Raw genomic sequence first — 19,158 nt, forward strand, 5'->3', positions numbered from 1 at the left:
AACCGTGAGCACTGCTCTTGACTTTGAACCACGAGCCGCGCATGATTGTTCTCAACAGAGAGCAGTGCTCACAGTTCAGGAGTGATCAACATGGACAACGCCACCCGCCACCTCCCCCCGACCGGCATCGATCCGATCGTCAACAAGATCGCCAACCTGCTGCCCAAGCTGGGGATCAGCATCATGGGTTCGCGACTGCTGGCCGTGCGCGGCCGCAAGAGCGGTGAATGGCGCACCACCATGGTCAACGTGATGACGGCCGCCGACGGGGAGCGCTACCTGGTCGCGCCGCGTGGGCACGTCCAGTGGGTGCGCAATCTGCGGGTGGCAGGCGACGGCGAACTGCGCCTCGGCCGCAAAACCGAACAGTTCAGTGCCACCGAGGTCGTCGACGCCGACAAGGTACCGCTGCTTCGGCTGTACCTGGAGAAGTGGGGCTGGGAGGTCGGCAAGTTCTTCGACGGCGTCACCAAGGACGCGACCGATGCCGAATTGGTCGCTATCGCACCGGGTTTCCCCGTTTTCCGACTCTCCTAGTGCTTGCTCAAGAACTCGATGGCGGCGGCATAGCCATGGATTCCCAGCCCCGCGACAACCGCGGTGGCGATCGGGGAGACGAACGAGTGGTGCCGGAACTCCTCGCGCGCGTGCACATTACTGATGTGCACCTCGACGATCGGCACCTCCGGGATCACCAGGGCGTCGCGCAGCGCGACCGAGGTGTGCGTGAGGCCGCCGGGGTTGATGACGATGGCCGATACCTCACCGCGGGCCTGCTGGATTCGATCGATCAGCGCGCCTTCGTGATTGGACTGGAACGCGACGATCTTGCGGCCGAATCGGGTGGCGGTTTGTTCGCACAGCGCGACGACATCGTCGAGGGTGTCGGCGCCGTAGATCTCGGGCTGACGGGTACCGAGCATGTTGAGGTTCGGGCCGTTGATTATCAGGATCGGACCAGTGGTCTGCTCGGTTTGCATGCAGGCCACTGTATCTAGGTGTACCCGCCACGGGTCGTATGGTGGCTGTGTTTTTGGAGCGCTGGCGCGCTCGAGCGGGCCCCTGGGGGGCCCTGATCTTCCCTCCCTCCGGGCACTCCTTCGTCGCACCCTCCGGTCAGTCCAGATCAGGGCGGGGCCCTTTGGGTAGAGACTTACAGGGCTGTACCCGTTCCGGTGGGGGTGGCGATTACAAGCCCGTTGGTCCCTCTGAGCGCAGGTCGTCGACCTTGCGCATGGCTTCGCGGAGTTCGGCCAGCCAGGTTTCGGCGTGTTTGCCCGCGAGTTTGACCGTCCAGGCCAGGGCGTCGGCGCGGGAGCGGGCTACGCCGGCGTCGATGAGGGTGTCGAGGACCTGGCGTTCGGGCTGGCGTAGGCGGGTCATCACGGGGACGGCCAAGTGGGTGAACAGGATCCGTTCGCCGTCTACTCGCACACCCCAGGCGACGCTGCGGCCGTAACGGCGCTGGGCCTCGTCGGCGATCTGCATGCGGGCCGGGCGGGTCGACTCGCGGAAGCGGGCGAGTGCGCCTTCTTTGGTGGCTGTTGGGGTGCTCGCGTCGCCGGGGACGGGCAGTTCGCCGACCACGACGATCTCGTCGCGGTCGATCTCGATCTCCACCGGTCCGGTGAACCAGTCGGCGGGCAATCGTCCGGCGAACCAGTCGGGGGCGTCGGCGGGATCGGGGAGGTCGGCTTGCTGCCAACCGCCGGGTCGGCCGAATCCGCGTTCGCGTCGGTCGTTCCGCATGGAAATCACCTGCTGTCTCTGTTGCGCACTTTGCGTTGATTACAAGATTACGCCGATACCGGTGCAGTGGATTCCGCTCTGCGTGAACAGGTGCGTACCGGCCCGGCGAGGTCGACGCCGTGGCGGTTGGAGGTAGCCGGCCTGGGTACCCTCGCGTTGAATCGCCGGACAAATGCGAGATCCGCACCAGCTGGCGCGGCTGTCGGTACGGTTGACACTGCAGTTGTTGCCGCTTACTGGGCGAGGTTGGAAAACGGACCCTCATTCGGGCGAGATTTCCGGCACAATCGAAGCGTCGAGGTCGGGCAGTGGCCCGACTTACCGGGGCATTGGAGACGGGTCAACTTCCGGTACGGTGGATTTGTTACCGGAGTGGCAAGAGTGAAGAGTGGGCGATATGGATGTGTGGGGATCCCGCCGCTTTCGCGTCCGGGGCGCAATGGCGATCGCGGGGGTTGCGACCCTCGCCATCACACTGTGCTCGTGCGGAGTGGGTGGGAAGACGAGCGAGTCGGAGACGGTGGTCCAGCGGTTCACCGAGCTCCTCGATGCGCAGGACTACGGCAAGGCCGCCGACCTGACCTCGTACCCCGCTGCCGCATCGGCAACCATGAAGCAAATCTTCGAGGGCATGCAATCGGGCACCGTCGACTACGAGGCCTCACAGGTTATCGACCTCGACAAGCAGTCGGCGATCTTCAGCATGGAGGTCGCCTGGAATTTCGGCGAGAAGAAGGACTGGACCTACACACTGCAGGGCACCGTCCGCAAGCTCGCCATCGGCTGGCGGATCTCCTGGGAGCCCGCGGTGGTGATGCCGTATCTGGAGAACGATCGCACCGTCAAGCTCGTGCGTACGACCGCGAACCCACCGCCGAAGGTTGTCGACCTGCCGGGTGAGGCGCTGATGACCGAGCAGACACTCAACGTCATCAAGATCGACCCGAGCCGCACCGGCGATCTCGTCGGCACCACCAACGCGCTCGCCGATGCCATCGAACCGGTCGCGTCGCTCATCACCGGGCCATCGCTGATGCAGCAGCTGGCGGGCTCACAGGGCAAGCCGATCGTCGCGGTGAACCTGCGTGAGGGCGATTTCGCGATCTTGGAACCGCAGATGGCCAAGGTGCCGGGCGTGGTGATGGAGAAGCAGACCAAACTGATCTCCGCCGACCGGCGCACGCGCTCGCCGATGCTCGACGCGCTGCACGAGGTATGGCAGGACAGCCTCGACGCGACGTCGGGCTGGGGTGTGCAGATCTTCGAGGCCGACGGCAGGTTCGTCAAGCAGGTGGCCGGATATCAGGGGCCTGCCGGGCCGGATATCGCCGCGACGCTGGATCAGCGACTGCAGCGTGCCGCCGAGTCCGCGGTGGTGAGCGTGGGGACCGCGGCCACTGTCGTGGCCATCCAGCCCTCGACCGGCGCGGTCGTCGCGGTGGCGCAGAACTCCTACGCGACCGCGAAGGGCCCGGTCGCCTTCACCGGGCTGTTCCCGGCGGGCGGCACGATGGAGCTGTTCCGCGCCGTCGCCGCGGCGACCAAGAACAAGCCGCCGCAGGAAGTCACGGTGCAGGAAGCGGCCGAGGCGGCCACCGCGCTCGGCGTCGGCGTCGACTTCAAGGTGGCCGGGCTCGACGAGGTGACCGGGCGGATCAGCGCGCCCGGCCGCAGCACCGAACAGGTGCGCCAAGGCGCGGGTGCCGATGCGGTGCAGGTCAGCCCCTTCGGCATGGCCATCGCGGCCGCCGCGATCTCGCGTGGCTCGGTGGTGCCGCCGATGATCGTGGCAGGAAACCCGGGCACCACCGATACGCCCGTTCCCGCGCTGCCTCAGCCCGCGGTCGACCGGTTGCGCGGAATGATGAACGAGGGCATCGGCAAGCCGGAAACCGCTGCGCTGCGTGGATTCCGCGATATCACCGCGTTCGCCGCGACCGGCGACACCGACGGTTGGCTGCTGGCGACGATGGGCGATCTGGTCTTCGCGGTGCACATCGCCGACGTCGACAGTAGTGACGCCACTTCACGACTCGCGGCCGTCTTGCTGAAATCGCTGGCCACGCCGGAGCCGTAGGCCGGCGAGTTACCCATGTACTCACTGGTCAGTGGGTGTAATGCTGGACTCGCAGTCGATCTTGACCGGTTACGCTACCTCGGTGAAGAGATACGCGCCGTTCGGAATCGATGCCCTGTTGGTGATCGTTTTCTGCGCGATCGGCAGGCGCAGCCATGATTCGGCTGTCATCGCCGGTCTTCTGAAAACGGTGTGGCCCTTCGGGTTAGGGCTGATATTCGGCTGGGTGTTAGCGGTGCTCGTCGCGCGGAATACGAGGTTCGACGCCACGGCGTTGTGGCCGGCCGGAATCCTGATCTGGGCCAGTACCCTCGTCGGCGGAATGGTCTTGCGTGCCATCAGCGGCCAGGGTGTCGCCCTGAGTTTCATGATCGTCGCGGCCAGTGTGCTCGCGCTGTTCCTGCTGGGTTGGCGGGCGGCCATTCGCGCACTGCGGTGATCAGATTCGTCGTTGCTGCTTGAATTCCTGTTCGTATTCTTCGTCGTCGGCCTGGGGCGTGCGGAACAGGAACGCGAAGACGATCCAGCCGACGACGGCGACCAGAATGAAGCTGACCAGCCGGTAGACGAACGCGGCCGCGACGGCTTGCGAGGCGGGCAACCCCGCGCCCACAGTGAGACCGTAGATCAGCGTCGCGTCCACGTAGACGATGCCGCCCGGCGCGAACGGAATGGACCCCACCGCCTTGCCCGCCGCGAACGCGATGAGCAGCCCGGACAACTTGGGATCGGCACCGACCGCGAAACAGGCGGCGCCGAGACACGCCACGTCGGCGAACCGGTGCAGCAGCGCCCACACCCCGACGAGCGCCGCGTCCTTCTTCCCCAGATCGACCGACTCGAGCTGCGCCCGGATCTCGGCCAGGTTGGCGATGCCGTGATCGGCGGGCTTCTTACGCAACCGGTTGACCAGCCCGAGCACCCGCCGCAGCATGGCCTCCAGCGTGCCGGGATGGCGGGCGAGATAGTTGCCGATGAACACGACCAGGCCGAGCACCACCAGCGAGACGACGAATTTGAACCCGATCCCTTGCCCGACCAGCGCGGCGCCGCCGATCCCGATCAGTGCCAGCCCGGCGGCGGCGACCACACCCGAGAAGACCAGCTGCCAGGAGGCGACGATCGGGCTCGCGCCCCAGCGCCGGGTCTGGCGGTAGGTGAACGCGGTGGAGAAGACCTGGCCCGCGGGCAGCGTCAGCGACATCGCGGTCGCGCCGTAGACCACCGAAACCGATTTCCCCTGGCTGACGTCCACCCCACCCGCGTGCAGCAGTTGCTTCTGCACGCGTCCGAATCCGCTCATCGACATCGCCTGCAAGACGATGCACAGCAACAGCCAACCCCAGTGGATCTCGGTGAGCGTGCGCCAGGATTCGTGCAGGCGGGGCCACAGATACACGCCTTCGCCGACGAGCAGCGCGAGGACCACCGCGCCGAGCACCCACTTGACCCACCCGAACCGGCGGCGGCGCTCGGCCGGTGCGCCTGTTAGGTCGCCGTCGGCCGTCACGGTCTCAGCCTAATGATCACAGTCGGTCTCTGACCGTCCGCAGACTGCGCACGGCCGGAGCGAAGGCGGAGGTACGCCTAACGAACGGATCTGTTCTCCCTCGTCCTCGCGCGGCGCGGCGATCGCGGACTTCGGCCAGGCCAGGCGGGTTTTTCTGCGTCTGCCGCGCAACTGGACCTCGTCTCCGGTTATCCAATGTTCCTGCTCGCTTTCGTCGGCGAAGTAGAGCGCGCTGCCCGAAGCGAGAACGCGGCCGGGATGATCTTTGGCCAATTCGGTGAGCCGCGACGCCTCGTTGACGGGGTCGCCGATCACGGTGTATTCGAAACGGTTTGCGGCACCGATGTTTCCGGCGACCGCCAGGCCCGCCGAGACGCCGATGCCGATGTCGAGGCTGGTCACCTCGCGCAGTGCCTCGCGCAGATCGCGGGCCGCCGCGAGTGCGGCGCTCGGTGCGTCGGGGCGATCCAGCGGGGCGCCGAAGATGGCCAGCGCCGCGTCGCCGACGAACTTGTTGACGAACCCGTGGTGGCTGTCGATCACGTCGACCACCACCCGGAAGAACTCGTTGAGCAGGCTGACCACCTCGGTCGGCGGGCGTTCGGCCGCGGCGGCGGTCGAGCCGACCATGTCCACGAACAGCACGGCCACGAATCGGGTCTCACCGCCCAGTTCGGTGCCGTAGTCCAGTGCCCGTTGCGCCACGTCCTCGCCCACGTGCTGGCCGAACAGTTCCTGCAGCTTGCGCCGCTTGGCCGCCTCGTCCATCATCCGGTTGAAGCCGACCTGCAACAGTCCGATCTCGCTGCCGTCGTAGACCTCGACCTGCACATCCCGCGAGCCGGCCTGCACCCTGTTGATGGCTTGGGACAGCTGACGCACCGGGTCGGAGATCGACGAACCGGTCAGCATCGACAGCGCCAGCGCCTGCAGGATCACCACGCCACACAGCAACAGGATGGAGATCGCCAGGGACTTCGCCGAGAACTTCACATCCGAGGAGATCTGGGTGACGCACAGCAGCACGATCGCGATGGTCGGCGCGAAGGTGCCCATGCCCCAGGTCATCGCCATGCGCGTGCCGACACCGGGGGTCAGCGTGTGGTCGAAGGTGCCCTCGGTCAGCGCCTCGGCGGCGACCGGGCGCAGGATGCGTTCGCCGAGCATGTAGGTGAAGCCGAACACAATGGTGGCGGCCATGCATTCGGTGACGATCACCGCGCCTGCCAGCTGGGGTGATTCGTTGATGATCAGCGCTGCCAGGATCCCGCCGCCGATGATCCACAGCACCAGGTGCACGATCGACTGCCGCAGCGGCACGTGCAGCGCCGCCATCTGCTCGCGTCTGCTCGGCGGCCCGCCGCGCATCTGCCAGCGCATCACCGGCCGCAGCATGAGTGCGGCGGCGGTGATGCTCAGCACCGCGGCGACACCGAAAACGAGCAGCGGCGCGAGCAGACCGGTCTGGCGCACCCCACCCGGATCGCCCTCGGGAACCGGCAGGCCGTATTGGATGAACGCCCACACCAGCACCGCGCCGAAGGCATTGGCCAACAGCACCGACGTCAGATACAGCGGCCAGCGCGTTCGCATGGTCTGTTTGACCGCTTCCAGGGGCGCCGACACGACCACCAATCTAGCGTTCGGACCGATAGGCTCTGTCGGGTGACCGACCAGAAGGTAATTTCGGGGCCCACGTCATCGTCGTGGAGCTCCGATGCCGAGGCAGTTCATCCCCTGGTCCGTAAAGCCGCGGCATGGAGCTGGCGGCTGCTGATCATCTTCGGCGCGTTGCTCGCGGTGGGGATGCTCGTGCAGAGGTTCGCCACGGTGGTGATCCCGCTGGCCATCGCGTTGCTCGCCGCCGCGCTGCTCGCGCCCCTGGTCGACTGGATGCAGCGGGTGGGAATCCCGCGCTCGCTCGGCGTGTTCGTCGCGCTGCTCGGGTCGATCGGGCTGCTCGCGGGGGTGTTGACCTTTGTCGTCGAACAGTTCGTCGACGGTGTGCCCGGACTGTCCAACGAGGTCACCAACAGCGTGCACAAGGTGCAGGACTGGTTGATCAACGGTCCGCCGCACCTGAGCGATCAGCAGATCCGCAGCGCGGGCGACACCATCGTGCGCACCATTCAGGACAATCGCGAGAGCCTCACCAGCGGTGCGCTGACCACCGCCACCGCCATCGGCCATATTCTCACCGGCGCGTTCCTGATCCTGTTCATCCTCATCTTCTTCCTCTACGGCGGAGATCAGATCTGGAACTTCATCACCCGGATCATCCCCACCGCGCACCGCGAAAAGGTCCGCACCGCTGGCGAATTGGGCTTCGGCACGTTGGTCGGGTTCGTGCGCGCCACCGTGGTGGTGGCTGCGGTCGACGCGATCGGGATAGGAGCCGGGCTGGCGATTCTGCATGTGCCACTCGCTCTGCCGCTGGCCTCGCTGGTGTTCATCAGTGCGTTCATCCCGATCATCGGCGCGTTCTTCGCCGGGTTCGTCGCGGTGTTCATCGCGCTTGTCACCAAGGGGCCGGTGACCGCGCTGATCGTGCTCGGCATCATCATCGCGGTGATGCAGCTGGAAGGCCATGTGCTGCAACCGCTGCTGCTCGGCCGGGCCGTGAGCATCCATCCGCTGGCCGTGGTGCTGGCCATCACCGCCGGTTTGGTCGTGGGCGGGATCGCGGGAGCGCTGCTCGCGGTGCCGTTGATCGCGGTGGGCAACACCGCGATTCGGTACCTGCTCGCCGACAGCCCGGCGGAGGCCTTCGGCGAATTGGTCGCCACCGAGGAACGAAAACGGTTCACCGCCGAGCCCGACAAACCGGAGCCCCCAGGCCGTTTCGACGTGGCGAAACGGCTGCGCAAGGAAGAAGCCGAGTCCGGCGATGCGGACCCACACAGCTGAGCTGAGCTCGGCCGATGCCGCGACCGCGCCGCTGTGGCGGGCCGCGCAGGCGTTTCGGCTGGTCACGCTGCTGTATGCGATCGGGCAGCAGATCGCTTCGGTGTCGTATTACGAGCATCCGCGCCTGAGCTGGATGCTGATCGCGGTGATGGCGATCTGGTCGGGCAGCTCGGCGCTGCTGCTGTCGCAGTGGTATTTCCCCGAGGCGACCGGGCAGATCCGCGGCTGGGTGGTGTTCGGCGATCAGGTGGTGACGATCGCGCTGATCGCCTCGACTCGGCTTGTCGCGGACTACGATTGGTATCACGGGCATCAGACCTTGCCGACCACGTTGTGGATCGCGAACTCGGTGATCTCGATGGCGATTCTGCGCGGTCCGGTCGCGGGTGTTGTCGCGGGACTGGCGATGTCGGCTGTCGTGGTGACCGTGCGCGATCAGTGGGGACAGGACGTGTGGGGCGATGCGACCGCGCCGGTACTCGTTTCGGTGGGGTTGGCGCTCGGGCTGGCGGCCAACACCGCCAGGCGGGCGCAAGGACAGCTCGAGCGGGCGTTGCGGATCACGGCGGCGGCGCAGGAGCGGGAGCGGTTGGCTCGCGAGGTGCACGACGGGGTGTTGCAGGTGCTCGCGTTCATCAAGCGGCGCGGTGGCGAGATAGGCGGGCCCGCACAGGAACTCGCGCAGCGAGCGGGGGAGCAGGAGGTGGCGTTGCGGGTGCTGTTGTCCGAGCAGGCGGAGCTGCCCGATTCCGGTTCGGGGGAAGTGGATCTGCGACCGCTGCTCACCGCGCGCGCTACGCCGAAGGTGTCGGTGGCCACGCCGGGCGATCCGGTGCTCGTCGGACGGGTGGTCGCGCACGAGATCGCGGCGGCGGTGACCACCGCGCTGTCGAATGTCGCGCTGCATGCCGGGACCGACGCGAAAGCCTATGTGCTGCTGGAAGACACCGGCGATGTGCTGGTGGTGAGTGTGCGTGACGACGGTGTCGGGATCGCGGCGGGGCGCCTGCGAGCGGCCGAAGCCGAAGGGCGGATGGGGGTTTCGCGGTCGATCGTCGGCCGGATCGAGGCGCTCGGCGGTAGTGCCGAGTTGCTGGCCGAAGGTGAGGACCTGGGTACCGAGTGGGAATTCCGGATTCCGCGCCACCCGGCGCGCTGAGAAGAGGAGCAGGGCGATGCCGGTCATTACGGTGATGGTGGTCGACGATCATCCGATGTGGCGTGAGGGAGTCTCGCGCGATCTCGCCGAAGCCGGTTTCGAGGTGCTGGCCACCGCTGACGGCGTCGGGACGGCTGCTCGGCGCGCCGCGGCCGTGCAGCCGGCTGTGGTCTTGATGGATATGCAACTCACCGACGGCAACGGGGCCGCGGCGACCGCGGAGGTGTTGCGGGTTTCGCCGCACAGTCGGGTGCTGGTGCTGTCGGCTTCGGCCGAGCGCGACGATGTGCTCGACGCGATCAAGGCCGGGGCCAGCGGGTATCTCGTGAAGAGCGCTTCAGTCACCGAGTTGATCGACGCTGTCAAGGCTACTGCCGCAGGTCAGCCGGTGTTCACGCCCGGGTTGGCCGGGTTGGTACTCGGGGAGTATCGGCGGATGGCGACCGCGCCGGCAGCCGCTGATCAGCCGCATCGGCCGTCGTTGACCGAGCGGGAGACGGAGGTCTTGCGGATGGTGGCCAAGGGATTGTCGGCCAAACAGATCGCTACCCGGTTGAATCTCTCGCATCGGACGGTGGAGAACCATGTGCAGGCCACGTTGCGCAAGTTGCAGCTTGCCAATCGGGTGGAGCTCACGCGCTATGCGATCGAGCAGGGTCTGGAGTAGTCGTAGTGATTAGGGGTTTGCCCTGATGTGCTCGAGGTGAGTGTCTGGTTACCCTCGATGGTATGGGCGGTCCTGAATCCCTCTTCGTACCCGGCGCCGCGACGGCTGGTCCCGTCGGCGACCGTGAGCTGCGTGTTTCCGATGCCGAACGTGAACACGTCGGCCAGTTGCTACAGCGTGCCGTCGGGCTCGGCATGCTCTCGCTCGGGGAGTTCACCGAGCGGATGGACACCGCGCTGGCCGCCAAGACTCGTGGTGAACTCAACGCCGTGCTGGTCGACCTGCCCGGGATGCGGGTGGCGGGTACGCCGCAGCCCGCCGCGATGCCGCGCCCACGACACGTCCCGGTCCCGCCCGGCGGGTCCAATCCGAGTGCGATCCGTAGTCGGCTGTCGGGGGTTCATCGACGGGGACCGTGGCAGGTGCCGCCGGTGCTGCATCTCAACAACCTGATGTCCGGGGTGACCTTGGACTTCACCGAGGCGGTCATGCAGACGCAGATCGTCGAGATTCAGGTCGACGATTACTGCACGAGTTTGACGTTGCTTGTTCCGGCGGCGGCGACCGTCGACCTCAACGGTCTGGATTTGGTGGGGTCTTCGGCCAATAACAAGGTCCGCACTGGGCCGCCGATCGGACCGTTGCATCTTGTTGTGCACGGTCGGATTCGGTTCGGGTCGGTGACGGCGAAGTATCCGTTGATGGTTCAGTGGAGACGGTTCCTGGGTTCGTAGGGGCACATCCGGCTCGGGCTCGGCAGGCGGCTGCTCGGGGTGCGGTTCGAATTCGGGTAGGAACAGTGGGCAGGGCAGGGGTTTCTACTCATGTTCGGCGTTCCTCGCGCGCCGACTATTGGGTTATGAGTACTGGTATCGATCCCGCGCTGGTTGCGCGGCTCTCGGGTGAGTTCACCGCGCTCGGCGCCCGTATGGGGCAGCTGGGGGGCGATCTGGACGTGCTGTCCGCGCAGCTGCGGGCGGAGGTGTCGCCTGTCGCGGGTGCGGCCCACGATGCTGGCGGCGCGCACAGTGTTGCGAGACAGGCAGTTCCGGGTGCGGCTCCTGGGTATGTAGGTCCGGCTGGTGGCCCGGCGGAATGGCAGGCGGGTGTGCGGCACGGCGTGCCGATGGGTGCCGCGCCGTACGCGCCGAGTGGAGTGCCTGCGAATTGGGTGGGTCCGGCCGGGACGCACGGTGGCCGTGCTGCGCCGTACGGGTCGGGAGGGGTCCCGACGAATTGGATGGGTCCGACTCGGCCGCATGCTGGGCGTGCAGTGCCGTACGGGCAGGTAGGGCAGGCGACCCGGCCTGGTGCTGCGGGGTGGGTTGCGGGGCGTGGCGGGCAAGTTGGGCCGACGCGGGAGGCTCGGGTGCCGTGGTGGCAGCGGGAAGGGGTGATTTCTCGGGTGCTGGCGGTGGCCGGGGTCGGGGTGACCTTGGTCGGGGTGTTGATGCTTTTGGTGTTGGCCGCGCAGGCGGGGTTCTTCGGTCCGGGGGCGAGAGTTGTTGCCGGAGCTGGACTGTCGGTGGTGTTGGTTGGACTCGGCTGGCGGGTATTCGGGCGGCCGGGTGGTCGCGTTGGTGGAATTGCCTTGGTGGCCACCGGTATTGCCGGGTTGTATCTGGATGTTGTCGCGGTCACCGGGTATTACCGGTGGATTCCAGGTGGAGTCGGGCTCGCGGTGGCACTTGTGGTGGCGTTGGCCGGGGTGGGGATCGCGGTGCGGTGGCAGTCTCAGCCGTTGGCGGTGGGGGTGGTGTTGGGAGCGGCGGTGTTGTCACCGGCGTTGACCACCGAATTGATGTTGCTCGGGTTCTTGGTGGTGTTGCAGGCCGCGGGGGTTCCGGTGCAGATGCGCAGGGATTGGCCGGTGCTGCACGTGGCGCGCACCTTGCCGGTGGTGCTCGCCGTGCTGGGGATGGTGGTACTCAGCGGGATCGAGGGGGCGATCTCCGGCTCGGAGGCGCAGCAGCGACAAGGGCTGCTGGTTGCGGCGATCGCGTGTGCGGTGGTTGGGCTGGTAGGTGCGCTGCTCGCGGTGCGGCGCAGGTCAGGCGACATCACCGCGAGCATCACGCTCGCGCTGACCGCGCTGCCGGTGCTCGCCGCCGCCGTGCTGTTCGACCGCGTGGTGAGCGCTTCGATCACCGCGGTGCTGGCCACTGTGCTGCTCGGCCTCGCGGCCACCGCGCTGATGCCGCGTCTTTCGGCTGAGATCCATAGGCACGCGCAGTCGCCGGCGGGCGCCGCGAATGCCGCGACAGTTCCCGGTCCCGCGAATGCCGCGACAGTTCCCGGTCCCGCGAATGCCGCGACAGTTCCCGGTCCCGCGAATGCCGCGACAGTTCCCGGCCCCGCGCGTGCCGCGGTAGTTCCGGGTCCCGTAGGTTCAGGGCTTGCCGGACCGTTGCGGATTGCGCGGCACACAGCGCTGGTGGCGGGATTGACCGGAGCCGTCGCTCTGTTGCAGACCTGCACCATCGCAGCGGGCGGTCACCCTCGACTGCTCCCGACTCTGTTGTTCGCAGTGGGCCTCGCGTTTCTCGCGGTTGCCGCGGCGACTCGCACGCGGGTGGCCGCTGGGCTCGGAATCGCCTTCGCATTGCTTGGCGGGCTGGTGATGCTGGCGATCGCCACACCGGAAACGCTTGCACTGCAACGACTTGCCGACGACAAACTCGATGTCTCGACGGCGGTGGCCGCCGTGGTCGGGCTTGGCGTGGCGGCGATGGTGGCGTGGACTGTGCCGCGATTGCGACGGTGCGACGATCCCGCGCTTGTCACCGGTGTATGGATCACGGTGAGCATCGCCGGGCTGTACTCCGTGCTGGTCGCTGCGGTGTCGCTCGGCGTGTCCCTAGGCGGCGCGGACGGTTTCATTATCGGCCACAGCCTGGCGACCATCGTGTGGATGGTCGCGGCGACCGGCTCGCTGTTCTACGGTCTGCGCCGACTGTCGAGTTCGCCCGCAGTCGCGAAAGTCTGCCTGGTCTCCGGCCTGCTGGTCGCGGCGGCCGCACTGGCGAAACTGTTCCTATTCGACCTCGCGACCCTGTCCGGCCTGATCCGCGTCACGGCCTTCCTGGCGGTCGGAATCCTGTTGCTACTCACCGGAACCCGCTACGCCCGCGCCTTCGCCGACGCCACACCCCCGCGTCAGACCCCTTGAGAAACCGCAAACCCGACCCGGCCCGCAAACCTGATGTGCACGCTACTGAACTCCGTGCACAGCCTGGGCCGGGACAACATCCGTCCACCGGCGAAACCCGATGCTCCCGAACTCTCAGTCGTCCTCGCGTCGACGCAGAAGCTCGTTCACGCTGACAGTCCGGCCCTCGTTGCCGGAATGGCGACCCTCGTCCGCAGGTGTACCGCGGCGAGACGAGCGCAACTGAGCCATCCAGTTCTCGATCTCATTGCGGGTATCCGCCTGGGGTTCGCCGGATTCCGGTGCGGTGGAATCGGTTTCGACCGAGGCCGACGGGGCCGATTCGGCAGGCTCCGAGGGCGAGGCGGCGGGGGTCGGGACGGCGGTGAAACCGGAAGGCGCCTGCCACTGACCCGGGGTACCGGCCTGGTCGGTCGGTACCCCGTCGGCAGCTTCCCGACGCGGTGTTGCCAGTGAATCCGGCTGCCGGGGCGAAGGCGCAGTGTCGCGCTCGACCTCGGTGAATCCCGGTGGCGCCACCTGCGGACGCACCACGCCTGCCGGGCGAGTCGAATCCGGCTGGGCACCGGATGGATTCGACGCGTCGGAGAAATCGGCCGGGTGATCGACGGCGGGACGTGCGTTGTCCGCCGAGGAGGGCGTGACCGGCGAGAACCGCGGTCCGCTGTCCTGGTCGGGCGTGTTGAAACCGCGTGGCGTGCCGGGGCCCGTCATGCCGTTGTTCCACGGGGTGCTCGGCTGCGGTTCGACGGGCACCGCAGTGCCGAAAACGCTCTGCGGCGGGATCGGCGAATCGGGTGGCGTCTGCGCGCGATCCGCACTGCCAGGGTAGGACTCGGCACGATGCGTGCCGGGCGCCGCCGAGAGGTCATGGCTCGGTGACTCGAATCCCTGCGGGCTCGAATCCGTATCGCGCACTGTGGGATCGGCTTGGCCGGACGGATGGCTCGGCTCGGCCGGGGTGCCCGAATCGGGTGCAGGAGAGTCGGGCGCAACCGGCCTGAGATTCGACGCGGTCACAGGGCTGAATCCGTTGAAGGCTCCACTCGACGGGGTGTCGCCCGCGCGCGGTGCCGGTGTCGCCGCACTCGGCGGCGGCGTATTGACCATCCTCGGTGCCGCCGGTGGCACGATCCCGCGGGCAGGCGGGGTCACCATGCTCGGCCTGGCCGGGGGGACGATACTCGGCCGTGGCGGCAAATCCGCTGGGGGCGTACCGAATCCGGCGCCATCGCCGGTCTCGTTGGGCGTCGACACCCGAGGTGCCGGCGGCGTCTCGCCGATCACCCCGGGTGTGTACCCCGTGGGCGGCTGCACCCGCGCGGAGCCACGCGGCGCGACGCCGGTGACGATGCCGGGCAGATCGAGGCCGGACCCACTGTCGACCGGAGGCCGGGAAATCGAAGGACCACTGGGGGTTTCGGCGACACCGAAGTCGGCGTCCGGCGAACTGGTGTCGGCGGATCCGAAGCGGGAATCGTGGCCGAAGCTCGGTCCGGTGACGCCGGTTTCGCTTGGCGCGCCGGTGTCGCCGAACGATGAGCTGCCGCTGGGCGAATCGGCGGTGCGGTTCGTTGGGCCCAGCCCGTTGGTGGGGCGAGTGGCGCCGCCGGGACCGGTTTCGGGATCGCCGAGGTCGGTGAGGGGTGCGGGGGGCGTGCCGAAGCTCGGCCCCGAATAACCACGGTCTTCGTCCGCGGACGTATCGGGGGTCGAATCACCGTGTCCCTGAGTGGGATCCGGAGTATTCGGCTTCATGATCGGGAGAACCTGGGTCGGCTCGCCGGACACGTACTCCGGCAGGTCGAGACCGGAGTCCTCCTGCTTCGCCGCGTCTTCCTGATCGGCTTTCGCGGGTGTACCCGGCTTGACCACCGGCAATTCCCGCGTCGGCTCACCCGAGGACAACATCGAGGCGCGCGGGCGCGTCGGATCGGGTGACATCGGCTGGCGCGCACGTGCGGGCTCGGCGGATTCGGCATCGGTGATCTTGTCGATGCGCTGGGTCGGGGCCTCGGCCTCGATCTCGGCGACCGTGCGCGGCCTGCGGGGGGTTCGGGCCAGCTTGGAGTCGGGGACCACCGTCATCTGCATGGTCGGCGGGTCGGTGATCGGGGTGGTCTTCACCAGGTCGACCACGCCACCGTGTTCCGGGCGCTCGTCGTCGAGGATGGGTTCGCCGAGGCCGATCTTCTCCTGGATGCGCTTCATCCACTTCGGCGCCCACCAGCAGTCGTCGCCGAGCAGCTTCATGATCGCGGGGACCAGCAGCATGCGCAGGATGGTGGCATCGATGAACAGCGCCGCGATCATGCCGTAGGCGATGTACTGCATCATCACCATGTCGGAGAATGCGAACGCGCCGGTCACCACAAGCAGGATCAGGGCGGCGGCGGTGATGATGCGGCCGGTCTGGGCGGTGCCGATCCGCACGGCTTCGGTGGTCGACGCACCTTGGGCCCGTGCTTCCACCATGCGGGAGAGCAGGAAGACCTCATAGTCGGTCGACAAGCCGTAGATGATCGCGATGATCAGCATCAAGACCGGTGCGCTGATCGGCTGTGGCGTGAAGTTCAGGAGGGTTGCGCCGTTGCCGTCGACAAAGATCCACGTGAGGATGCCCAGCGTCGACCCGAGACCGAGCGCGCTCATCAACGCGGCCTTGATCGGCAGTACCAGCGAACCGAACGTCAGGAACATCAGGATCGTGGTGGTGACCAGGACGATCAGGATCATCCACGGCATCAGTTCCAGCAGCGTGTCGATGCTGTCGGCCATGAGTGCGGGCTGACCGGTGACATACATCGTGACGCCGTCGGGTATTTCGATCGCGCGCAGGTAGTCGATGGTCGGTTCGGCGTTGTTGGTGGGATCGACCAGGGTCGCCGAGGTGCGGAACACCTCGGGGTTGGTCGGCGACTTGACCGGCACTTCGAACGGGCCGACCAGTCCGGGAGCCTGGTTGGCTTCCTTCCAGACCTTGCCGATCGCATTGGTGTTGTCCGAGACGAAGACCAGCTGGATCGGGTCGGTCTTCTTCAGTGGGAAGACCTCATAGAAGTGCTCGAGCGCGGAACGAGTCTCGTTGTCCGGCGGGAGGTACTTCTCGTTGATGCCACCGAACGCCAGATCCTTGACCGGGATGATCAGCAACAGCAGACCGATGGTGATCGGGATGGCGATCTTGAGTGGGTGCCGCATGACCCAGCGGGTCGTGTTGCCCCAGAAGCCGTTCTCGACCTGCTCGGCGGTCTTGGTCTTGCGGAACCACTTGAGACCGAGCATGTCGACGCGCGGGCCTAGGATGCTCAGCATCGCGGGCAGGATCGTGACCGCGGTCAGTGCCGCCAGCGAGACGGCGGCGAGAGTGCCGTAGGCGACCGAGCGCAGGAATCCTTGCGGGAAGATCAGGATGCCGCCGATGCTGGCGATGATCATCGTCGCGGAGAACACCACTGTTCGTCCAGCGGTCATCACCGATCGCCGGACGGCGGCGCGCGTGGAGTAGCCCTCGGCTAATTCCTCACGGAAGCGGCTGACGATGAACAGGCCGTAGTCGATCGCGAGGCCGAGACCGATCATCGAGACGACAGCGGTGACGAAGAAGTTGACTTCGACGAAGTTGGTCAACACCATGACGATGCCGGTGGCGCCGATGACCGTCAAACCGCCGATGATCAGCGGCAACGCGGCAGCGACGATGCCGCCGAAGATGAAGAACAGCAGGATCGCCACCGCGGGGAGGGCCAGCACTTCCATCCGCTTGACGTCGTGGTCCATGGTGTCGGTCAGGGTGACCGCGATGGGCTGCAGGCCCGAGACCTCGACATCGACGCCGGGAATGTCGAAGACGCCTTGCACGGCACGGTAATTGGCCATCATGACCGTGTCGTTGTCACCGGCGATCGCGATGGAGGCGAACGCGTGCTTTTTGTCCTTTGACCCGAACGCCGACGGCACGGCGGGCGCGTCGCCCACCTTCCAATAGGCGCCGTTGATCTTGCCGATCTGATCGGGATGTTCGGCCAGGAGCGTCGTCAGGCTGCCGACGACCTTCTGCGCGAACTCCGGATCATCGACTGTTTTGCCCTCTGGGGCGTTGTACATGACGATCACGTCGGCCTGGTGGTCGCGCCCATAGGACCCGTCGGCGATCTGCGCACCCTGCACCGACTCCGAGCCCGGATCGAACCAGCCGCTCTGAGATAGCCGAGGGCCGAGCCCCATGCCGTAGGCACCCAGCGCCAACATCGCCCCACCGACAACAACGATGACGGCGAAGCGGAACCGATAGACCAGATCGCCCCAGCGGGTGAACACTTAAGCGACTCCTTGACCAGGGCGAGAAGTGAGTAGTGCCGACAGCGGCCGGAAAGGCTGCAGCCAGGCACCCTCGTCGGGCAGCGACTCGAGACTCACCCGCGGCAGCGGTTCCCGGAATACTCCCGGGATGTCCTCGAGGTCGACGAACCCGAGGGTATCCGAAGTGACGGCCCAACTCGCGTGCTCACGGAATCCGAGTACCTGAGCTGGGATTCCCTTGGCCGCGATGGCCTCCAGTGGTTCACGGAACGCCTGACCGTCGGCCGAGGCGACCATGATTCCGGCTAACCCACCGTCGCGTTGACGGGCCGCGATGTGCGCGAGCATGTCGGCATCGACATCGGAGTCTTCGTCGATCTTGGGCTTGGCGAACACCGCGAAACCGACGTTGCGCAGCGCTTCCACCCAGGGGCGGACCACGTCGGCGGTGCCGGGCGCGATATTGGTGAAGACGGTGGCCTCGGCCTCGATGCGTCCCTTGGAGGCGACCGAGATCTCAGCGGTGCGGGCAAGCAACCAGCGGCCGAGCGCGTCGAAACGGGGGCGATAGGCGGCGGTGGGACGTCCACCGAGGATGGCGCCGAGCCCCATGTCGAGGTTCGGCGCGTCCCAGACCAACAGGACACGTCGAACATCGGAACCGCTCAACGCCTCGGAACCGGAGCCTGCCTGGGCGGGCACCGGCATCTCGGGGGCGATCTCACTCACGCTCATCTGTCGATCTTCCCCCATATGAACTCGTTGATGGCGCTACCGGCGCGTAGGCCTTTGCCTTCGAACTTGGTGACGGGCCGTTCGAAGCCGATCGGCGCGGTAGTGCGGTTGGCGGCGCTGTCGCCACCGGTGGTGTCGTTCAGGCCGGTGAACAGCGGTTCCTTGGAGCCTACTTCGAGAATATGCTCGGCGTAATCCGCGTGGTCGGTGGCCACGTGTAGCACGCCGCCCGGCTTGAGTCTGCTGGCGATCAGGGCGAAGGTCGGCGCCTGGAGCAGCCTGCGCTTGTGGTGGCGGGCCTTCGGCCACGGGTCGGGGAAGAACACCCGAACGCCGATCAGCGACTCCGGGGCAACCATGTTCTCGAGTACGTCGACGGCGTCGCCGCGCAGCAATCGGATGTTCTCGATCTGTTCGCGCTCGATCTGCTGAACCAGCTGGGCCAGACCCGGCTGATACACCTCGATGCCGATCAGATTCAGGTGCGGTTCGGCCTTGGCCATGGCGGCCGTCGCGGTGCCGGTGCCGGTGCCGATCTCGATCACCAGGGGCGCCTCGCGCCCGAACCAGGCGTCGGCATCGACGGGATCGTTGGACACATTGCGCCCGATCACCGGCCACGTCTGGTCCCATGAGGCCTGCTGGTTCGGCGTCAGCGCGCCCCGCCGCGTGCGGAAGCTCGTGACGCGCGGGTACAGCCGGGAGCCGGTGAGCGAGCGTCGGCCCGCGTCGTTCGGCATCTCCGACAGCTTGTGGCTGGTCGGCTCGGCGTGGTCGGCGGCGTCGTTCACGTCGACCATTGTCCAGCATGCGCGCAGTTGCGTCGCAGGCGAGTTCGTGCGACCGCTGATCCGCCCAGGTCGGCAGAAGGTTCGCCCGGCCC

The 19,158-nt window shown here is 67.0% G+C and carries 15 protein-coding genes; 8 read left to right on the top strand and 7 right to left on the bottom strand.

Annotated elements, in window-relative coordinates; all coding sequences use genetic code 11:
- Positions 1-90: 90 nt before the first annotated feature.
- Entirely contained in the window at positions 91-537 is a 447-nt protein-coding gene (locus tag ACFWO8_RS11135) for a nitroreductase/quinone reductase family protein (protein WP_378948234.1), read from the top strand.
- Here the strand turns inward: ACFWO8_RS11135 and aroQ are convergent.
- Together aroQ and ACFWO8_RS11145 are read right to left on the bottom strand one after the other, a co-directional pair.
- Positions 534-980 carry a type II 3-dehydroquinate dehydratase gene (gene aroQ / locus ACFWO8_RS11140; RefSeq protein ID WP_378947804.1) on the bottom strand — a complete coding sequence of 149 codons (447 nt, stop codon included), beginning with the start codon at positions 978-980 and terminating at the stop codon, positions 534-536. The genes ACFWO8_RS11135 and aroQ overlap by 4 nt on opposite strands.
- A gap of 208 nt (positions 981-1,188) precedes the next feature.
- Complete coding sequence (locus ACFWO8_RS11145; protein WP_378947807.1) at positions 1,189-1,749, bottom strand: hypothetical protein; 561 nt, start codon at positions 1,747-1,749, stop codon at positions 1,189-1,191.
- Positions 1,750-2,239: 490 nt separating this feature from the next.
- On the opposite strand from ACFWO8_RS11145, the gene ACFWO8_RS11150 reads away from it, so the two are divergent.
- A complete protein-coding gene (locus tag ACFWO8_RS11150; RefSeq protein WP_378947810.1) occupies positions 2,240-3,826 on the top strand; it encodes an NTF2-like N-terminal transpeptidase domain-containing protein in 1,587 nt (528 codons plus the stop codon).
- An 82-nt stretch (positions 3,827-3,908) separates the two neighbouring features.
- Positions 3,909-4,265, top strand: coding sequence for a DUF3054 domain-containing protein (locus ACFWO8_RS11155; RefSeq protein WP_378947814.1), 357 nt, complete (start codon positions 3,909-3,911; stop codon positions 4,263-4,265).
- Here the strand turns inward: ACFWO8_RS11155 and ACFWO8_RS11160 are convergent, their stop codons facing one another.
- Complete coding sequence (locus ACFWO8_RS11160) at positions 4,266-5,336, bottom strand: YbhN family protein (RefSeq protein WP_378947818.1); 1,071 nt, start codon at positions 5,334-5,336, stop codon at positions 4,266-4,268.
- Positions 5,337-5,345: 9 nt separating this feature from the next.
- On the bottom strand, positions 5,346-6,962 hold the full coding sequence (locus tag ACFWO8_RS11165) for an adenylate/guanylate cyclase domain-containing protein (RefSeq protein WP_378947823.1): 1,617 nt from the start codon (positions 6,960-6,962) through the stop codon (positions 5,346-5,348).
- A gap of 39 nt (positions 6,963-7,001) precedes the next feature.
- Here ACFWO8_RS11165 and ACFWO8_RS11170 point away from each other — a divergent pair, with 39 nt between their 5' ends.
- The 5 genes from ACFWO8_RS11170 to ACFWO8_RS11190 all read left to right on the top strand — a co-directional run bounded on the left by ACFWO8_RS11170 (position 7,002) and on the right by ACFWO8_RS11190 (position 13,238).
- Positions 7,002-8,243 carry an AI-2E family transporter gene (locus tag ACFWO8_RS11170; RefSeq protein ID WP_378947827.1) on the top strand — a complete coding sequence of 414 codons (1,242 nt, stop codon included), beginning with the start codon at positions 7,002-7,004 and terminating at the stop codon, positions 8,241-8,243.
- A complete protein-coding gene (gene macS, locus ACFWO8_RS11175) occupies positions 8,224-9,402 on the top strand; it encodes a MacS family sensor histidine kinase (RefSeq protein WP_378947831.1) in 1,179 nt (392 codons plus the stop codon). Before ACFWO8_RS11170 ends, macS begins: the two co-directional genes overlap by 20 nt.
- A gap of 16 nt (positions 9,403-9,418) precedes the next feature.
- Positions 9,419-10,069, top strand: a complete 651-nt coding sequence (locus ACFWO8_RS11180) for a LuxR C-terminal-related transcriptional regulator (RefSeq protein ID WP_378947834.1) — start codon at positions 9,419-9,421, stop codon at positions 10,067-10,069.
- A gap of 62 nt (positions 10,070-10,131) precedes the next feature.
- The gene (locus tag ACFWO8_RS11185; RefSeq protein ID WP_378947837.1) at positions 10,132-10,803 is read left to right on the top strand and encodes a DUF1707 domain-containing protein; all 672 of its coding nucleotides are present in this window, start codon (positions 10,132-10,134) and stop codon (positions 10,801-10,803) included.
- A gap of 392 nt (positions 10,804-11,195) precedes the next feature.
- On the top strand, positions 11,196-13,238 hold the full coding sequence (locus ACFWO8_RS11190; RefSeq protein ID WP_378948237.1) for a DUF2339 domain-containing protein: 2,043 nt from the start codon (positions 11,196-11,198) through the stop codon (positions 13,236-13,238).
- Between the two features lie 114 nt (positions 13,239-13,352).
- On the opposite strand, the gene ACFWO8_RS11195 is transcribed toward ACFWO8_RS11190, so the two are convergent.
- The 3 genes from ACFWO8_RS11195 to trmB are packed head-to-tail and all read right to left on the bottom strand — an operon-like array spanning position 13,353 to position 19,075.
- Complete coding sequence (locus ACFWO8_RS11195; RefSeq protein ID WP_378947841.1) at positions 13,353-17,558, bottom strand: MMPL family transporter; 4,206 nt, start codon at positions 17,556-17,558, stop codon at positions 13,353-13,355.
- Complete coding sequence (locus ACFWO8_RS11200) at positions 17,559-18,275, bottom strand: NYN domain-containing protein (RefSeq protein ID WP_211300370.1); 717 nt, start codon at positions 18,273-18,275, stop codon at positions 17,559-17,561.
- On the bottom strand, positions 18,272-19,075 hold the full coding sequence (gene trmB, locus ACFWO8_RS11205) for a tRNA (guanosine(46)-N7)-methyltransferase TrmB (protein WP_378947844.1): 804 nt from the start codon (positions 19,073-19,075) through the stop codon (positions 18,272-18,274). Before trmB ends, ACFWO8_RS11200 begins: the two co-directional genes overlap by 4 nt.
- Between the last annotated feature and the right edge of the window lie 83 nt (positions 19,076-19,158).

This window comes from Nocardia sp. NPDC058480 (genome assembly GCF_042720495.1).
In the GTDB taxonomy this organism is placed as follows: Bacteria; Actinomycetota; Actinomycetes; order Mycobacteriales; family Mycobacteriaceae; genus Nocardia.

What these genes read in the sequence shown, in the direction of transcription:
- ACFWO8_RS11180 (WP_378947834.1), top strand. Translation starts at nt 9,419, where the DNA reads ATGCCGGTCATTACGGTGATGGTGGTCGACGATCATCCGATGTGGCGT.
- ACFWO8_RS11190 (WP_378948237.1), top strand. Translation starts at nt 11,196, where the DNA reads ATGGGTGCCGCGCCGTACGCGCCGAGTGGAGTGCCTGCGAATTGGGTG.
- ACFWO8_RS11145 (WP_378947807.1), bottom strand. Translation starts at nt 1,749, where the DNA reads ATGCGGAACGACCGACGCGAACGCGGATTCGGCCGACCCGGCGGTTGG.
- ACFWO8_RS11200 (WP_211300370.1), bottom strand. Translation starts at nt 18,275, where the DNA reads ATGAGCGTGAGTGAGATCGCCCCCGAGATGCCGGTGCCCGCCCAGGCA.
- macS (WP_378947831.1), top strand. Translation starts at nt 8,224, where the DNA reads ATGCGGACCCACACAGCTGAGCTGAGCTCGGCCGATGCCGCGACCGCG.
- ACFWO8_RS11185 (WP_378947837.1), top strand. Translation starts at nt 10,132, where the DNA reads ATGGGCGGTCCTGAATCCCTCTTCGTACCCGGCGCCGCGACGGCTGGT.
- aroQ (WP_378947804.1), bottom strand. Translation starts at nt 980, where the DNA reads ATGCAAACCGAGCAGACCACTGGTCCGATCCTGATAATCAACGGCCCG.
- trmB (WP_378947844.1), bottom strand. Translation starts at nt 19,075, where the DNA reads ATGGTCGACGTGAACGACGCCGCCGACCACGCCGAGCCGACCAGCCAC.
- ACFWO8_RS11135 (WP_378948234.1), top strand. Translation starts at nt 91, where the DNA reads ATGGACAACGCCACCCGCCACCTCCCCCCGACCGGCATCGATCCGATC.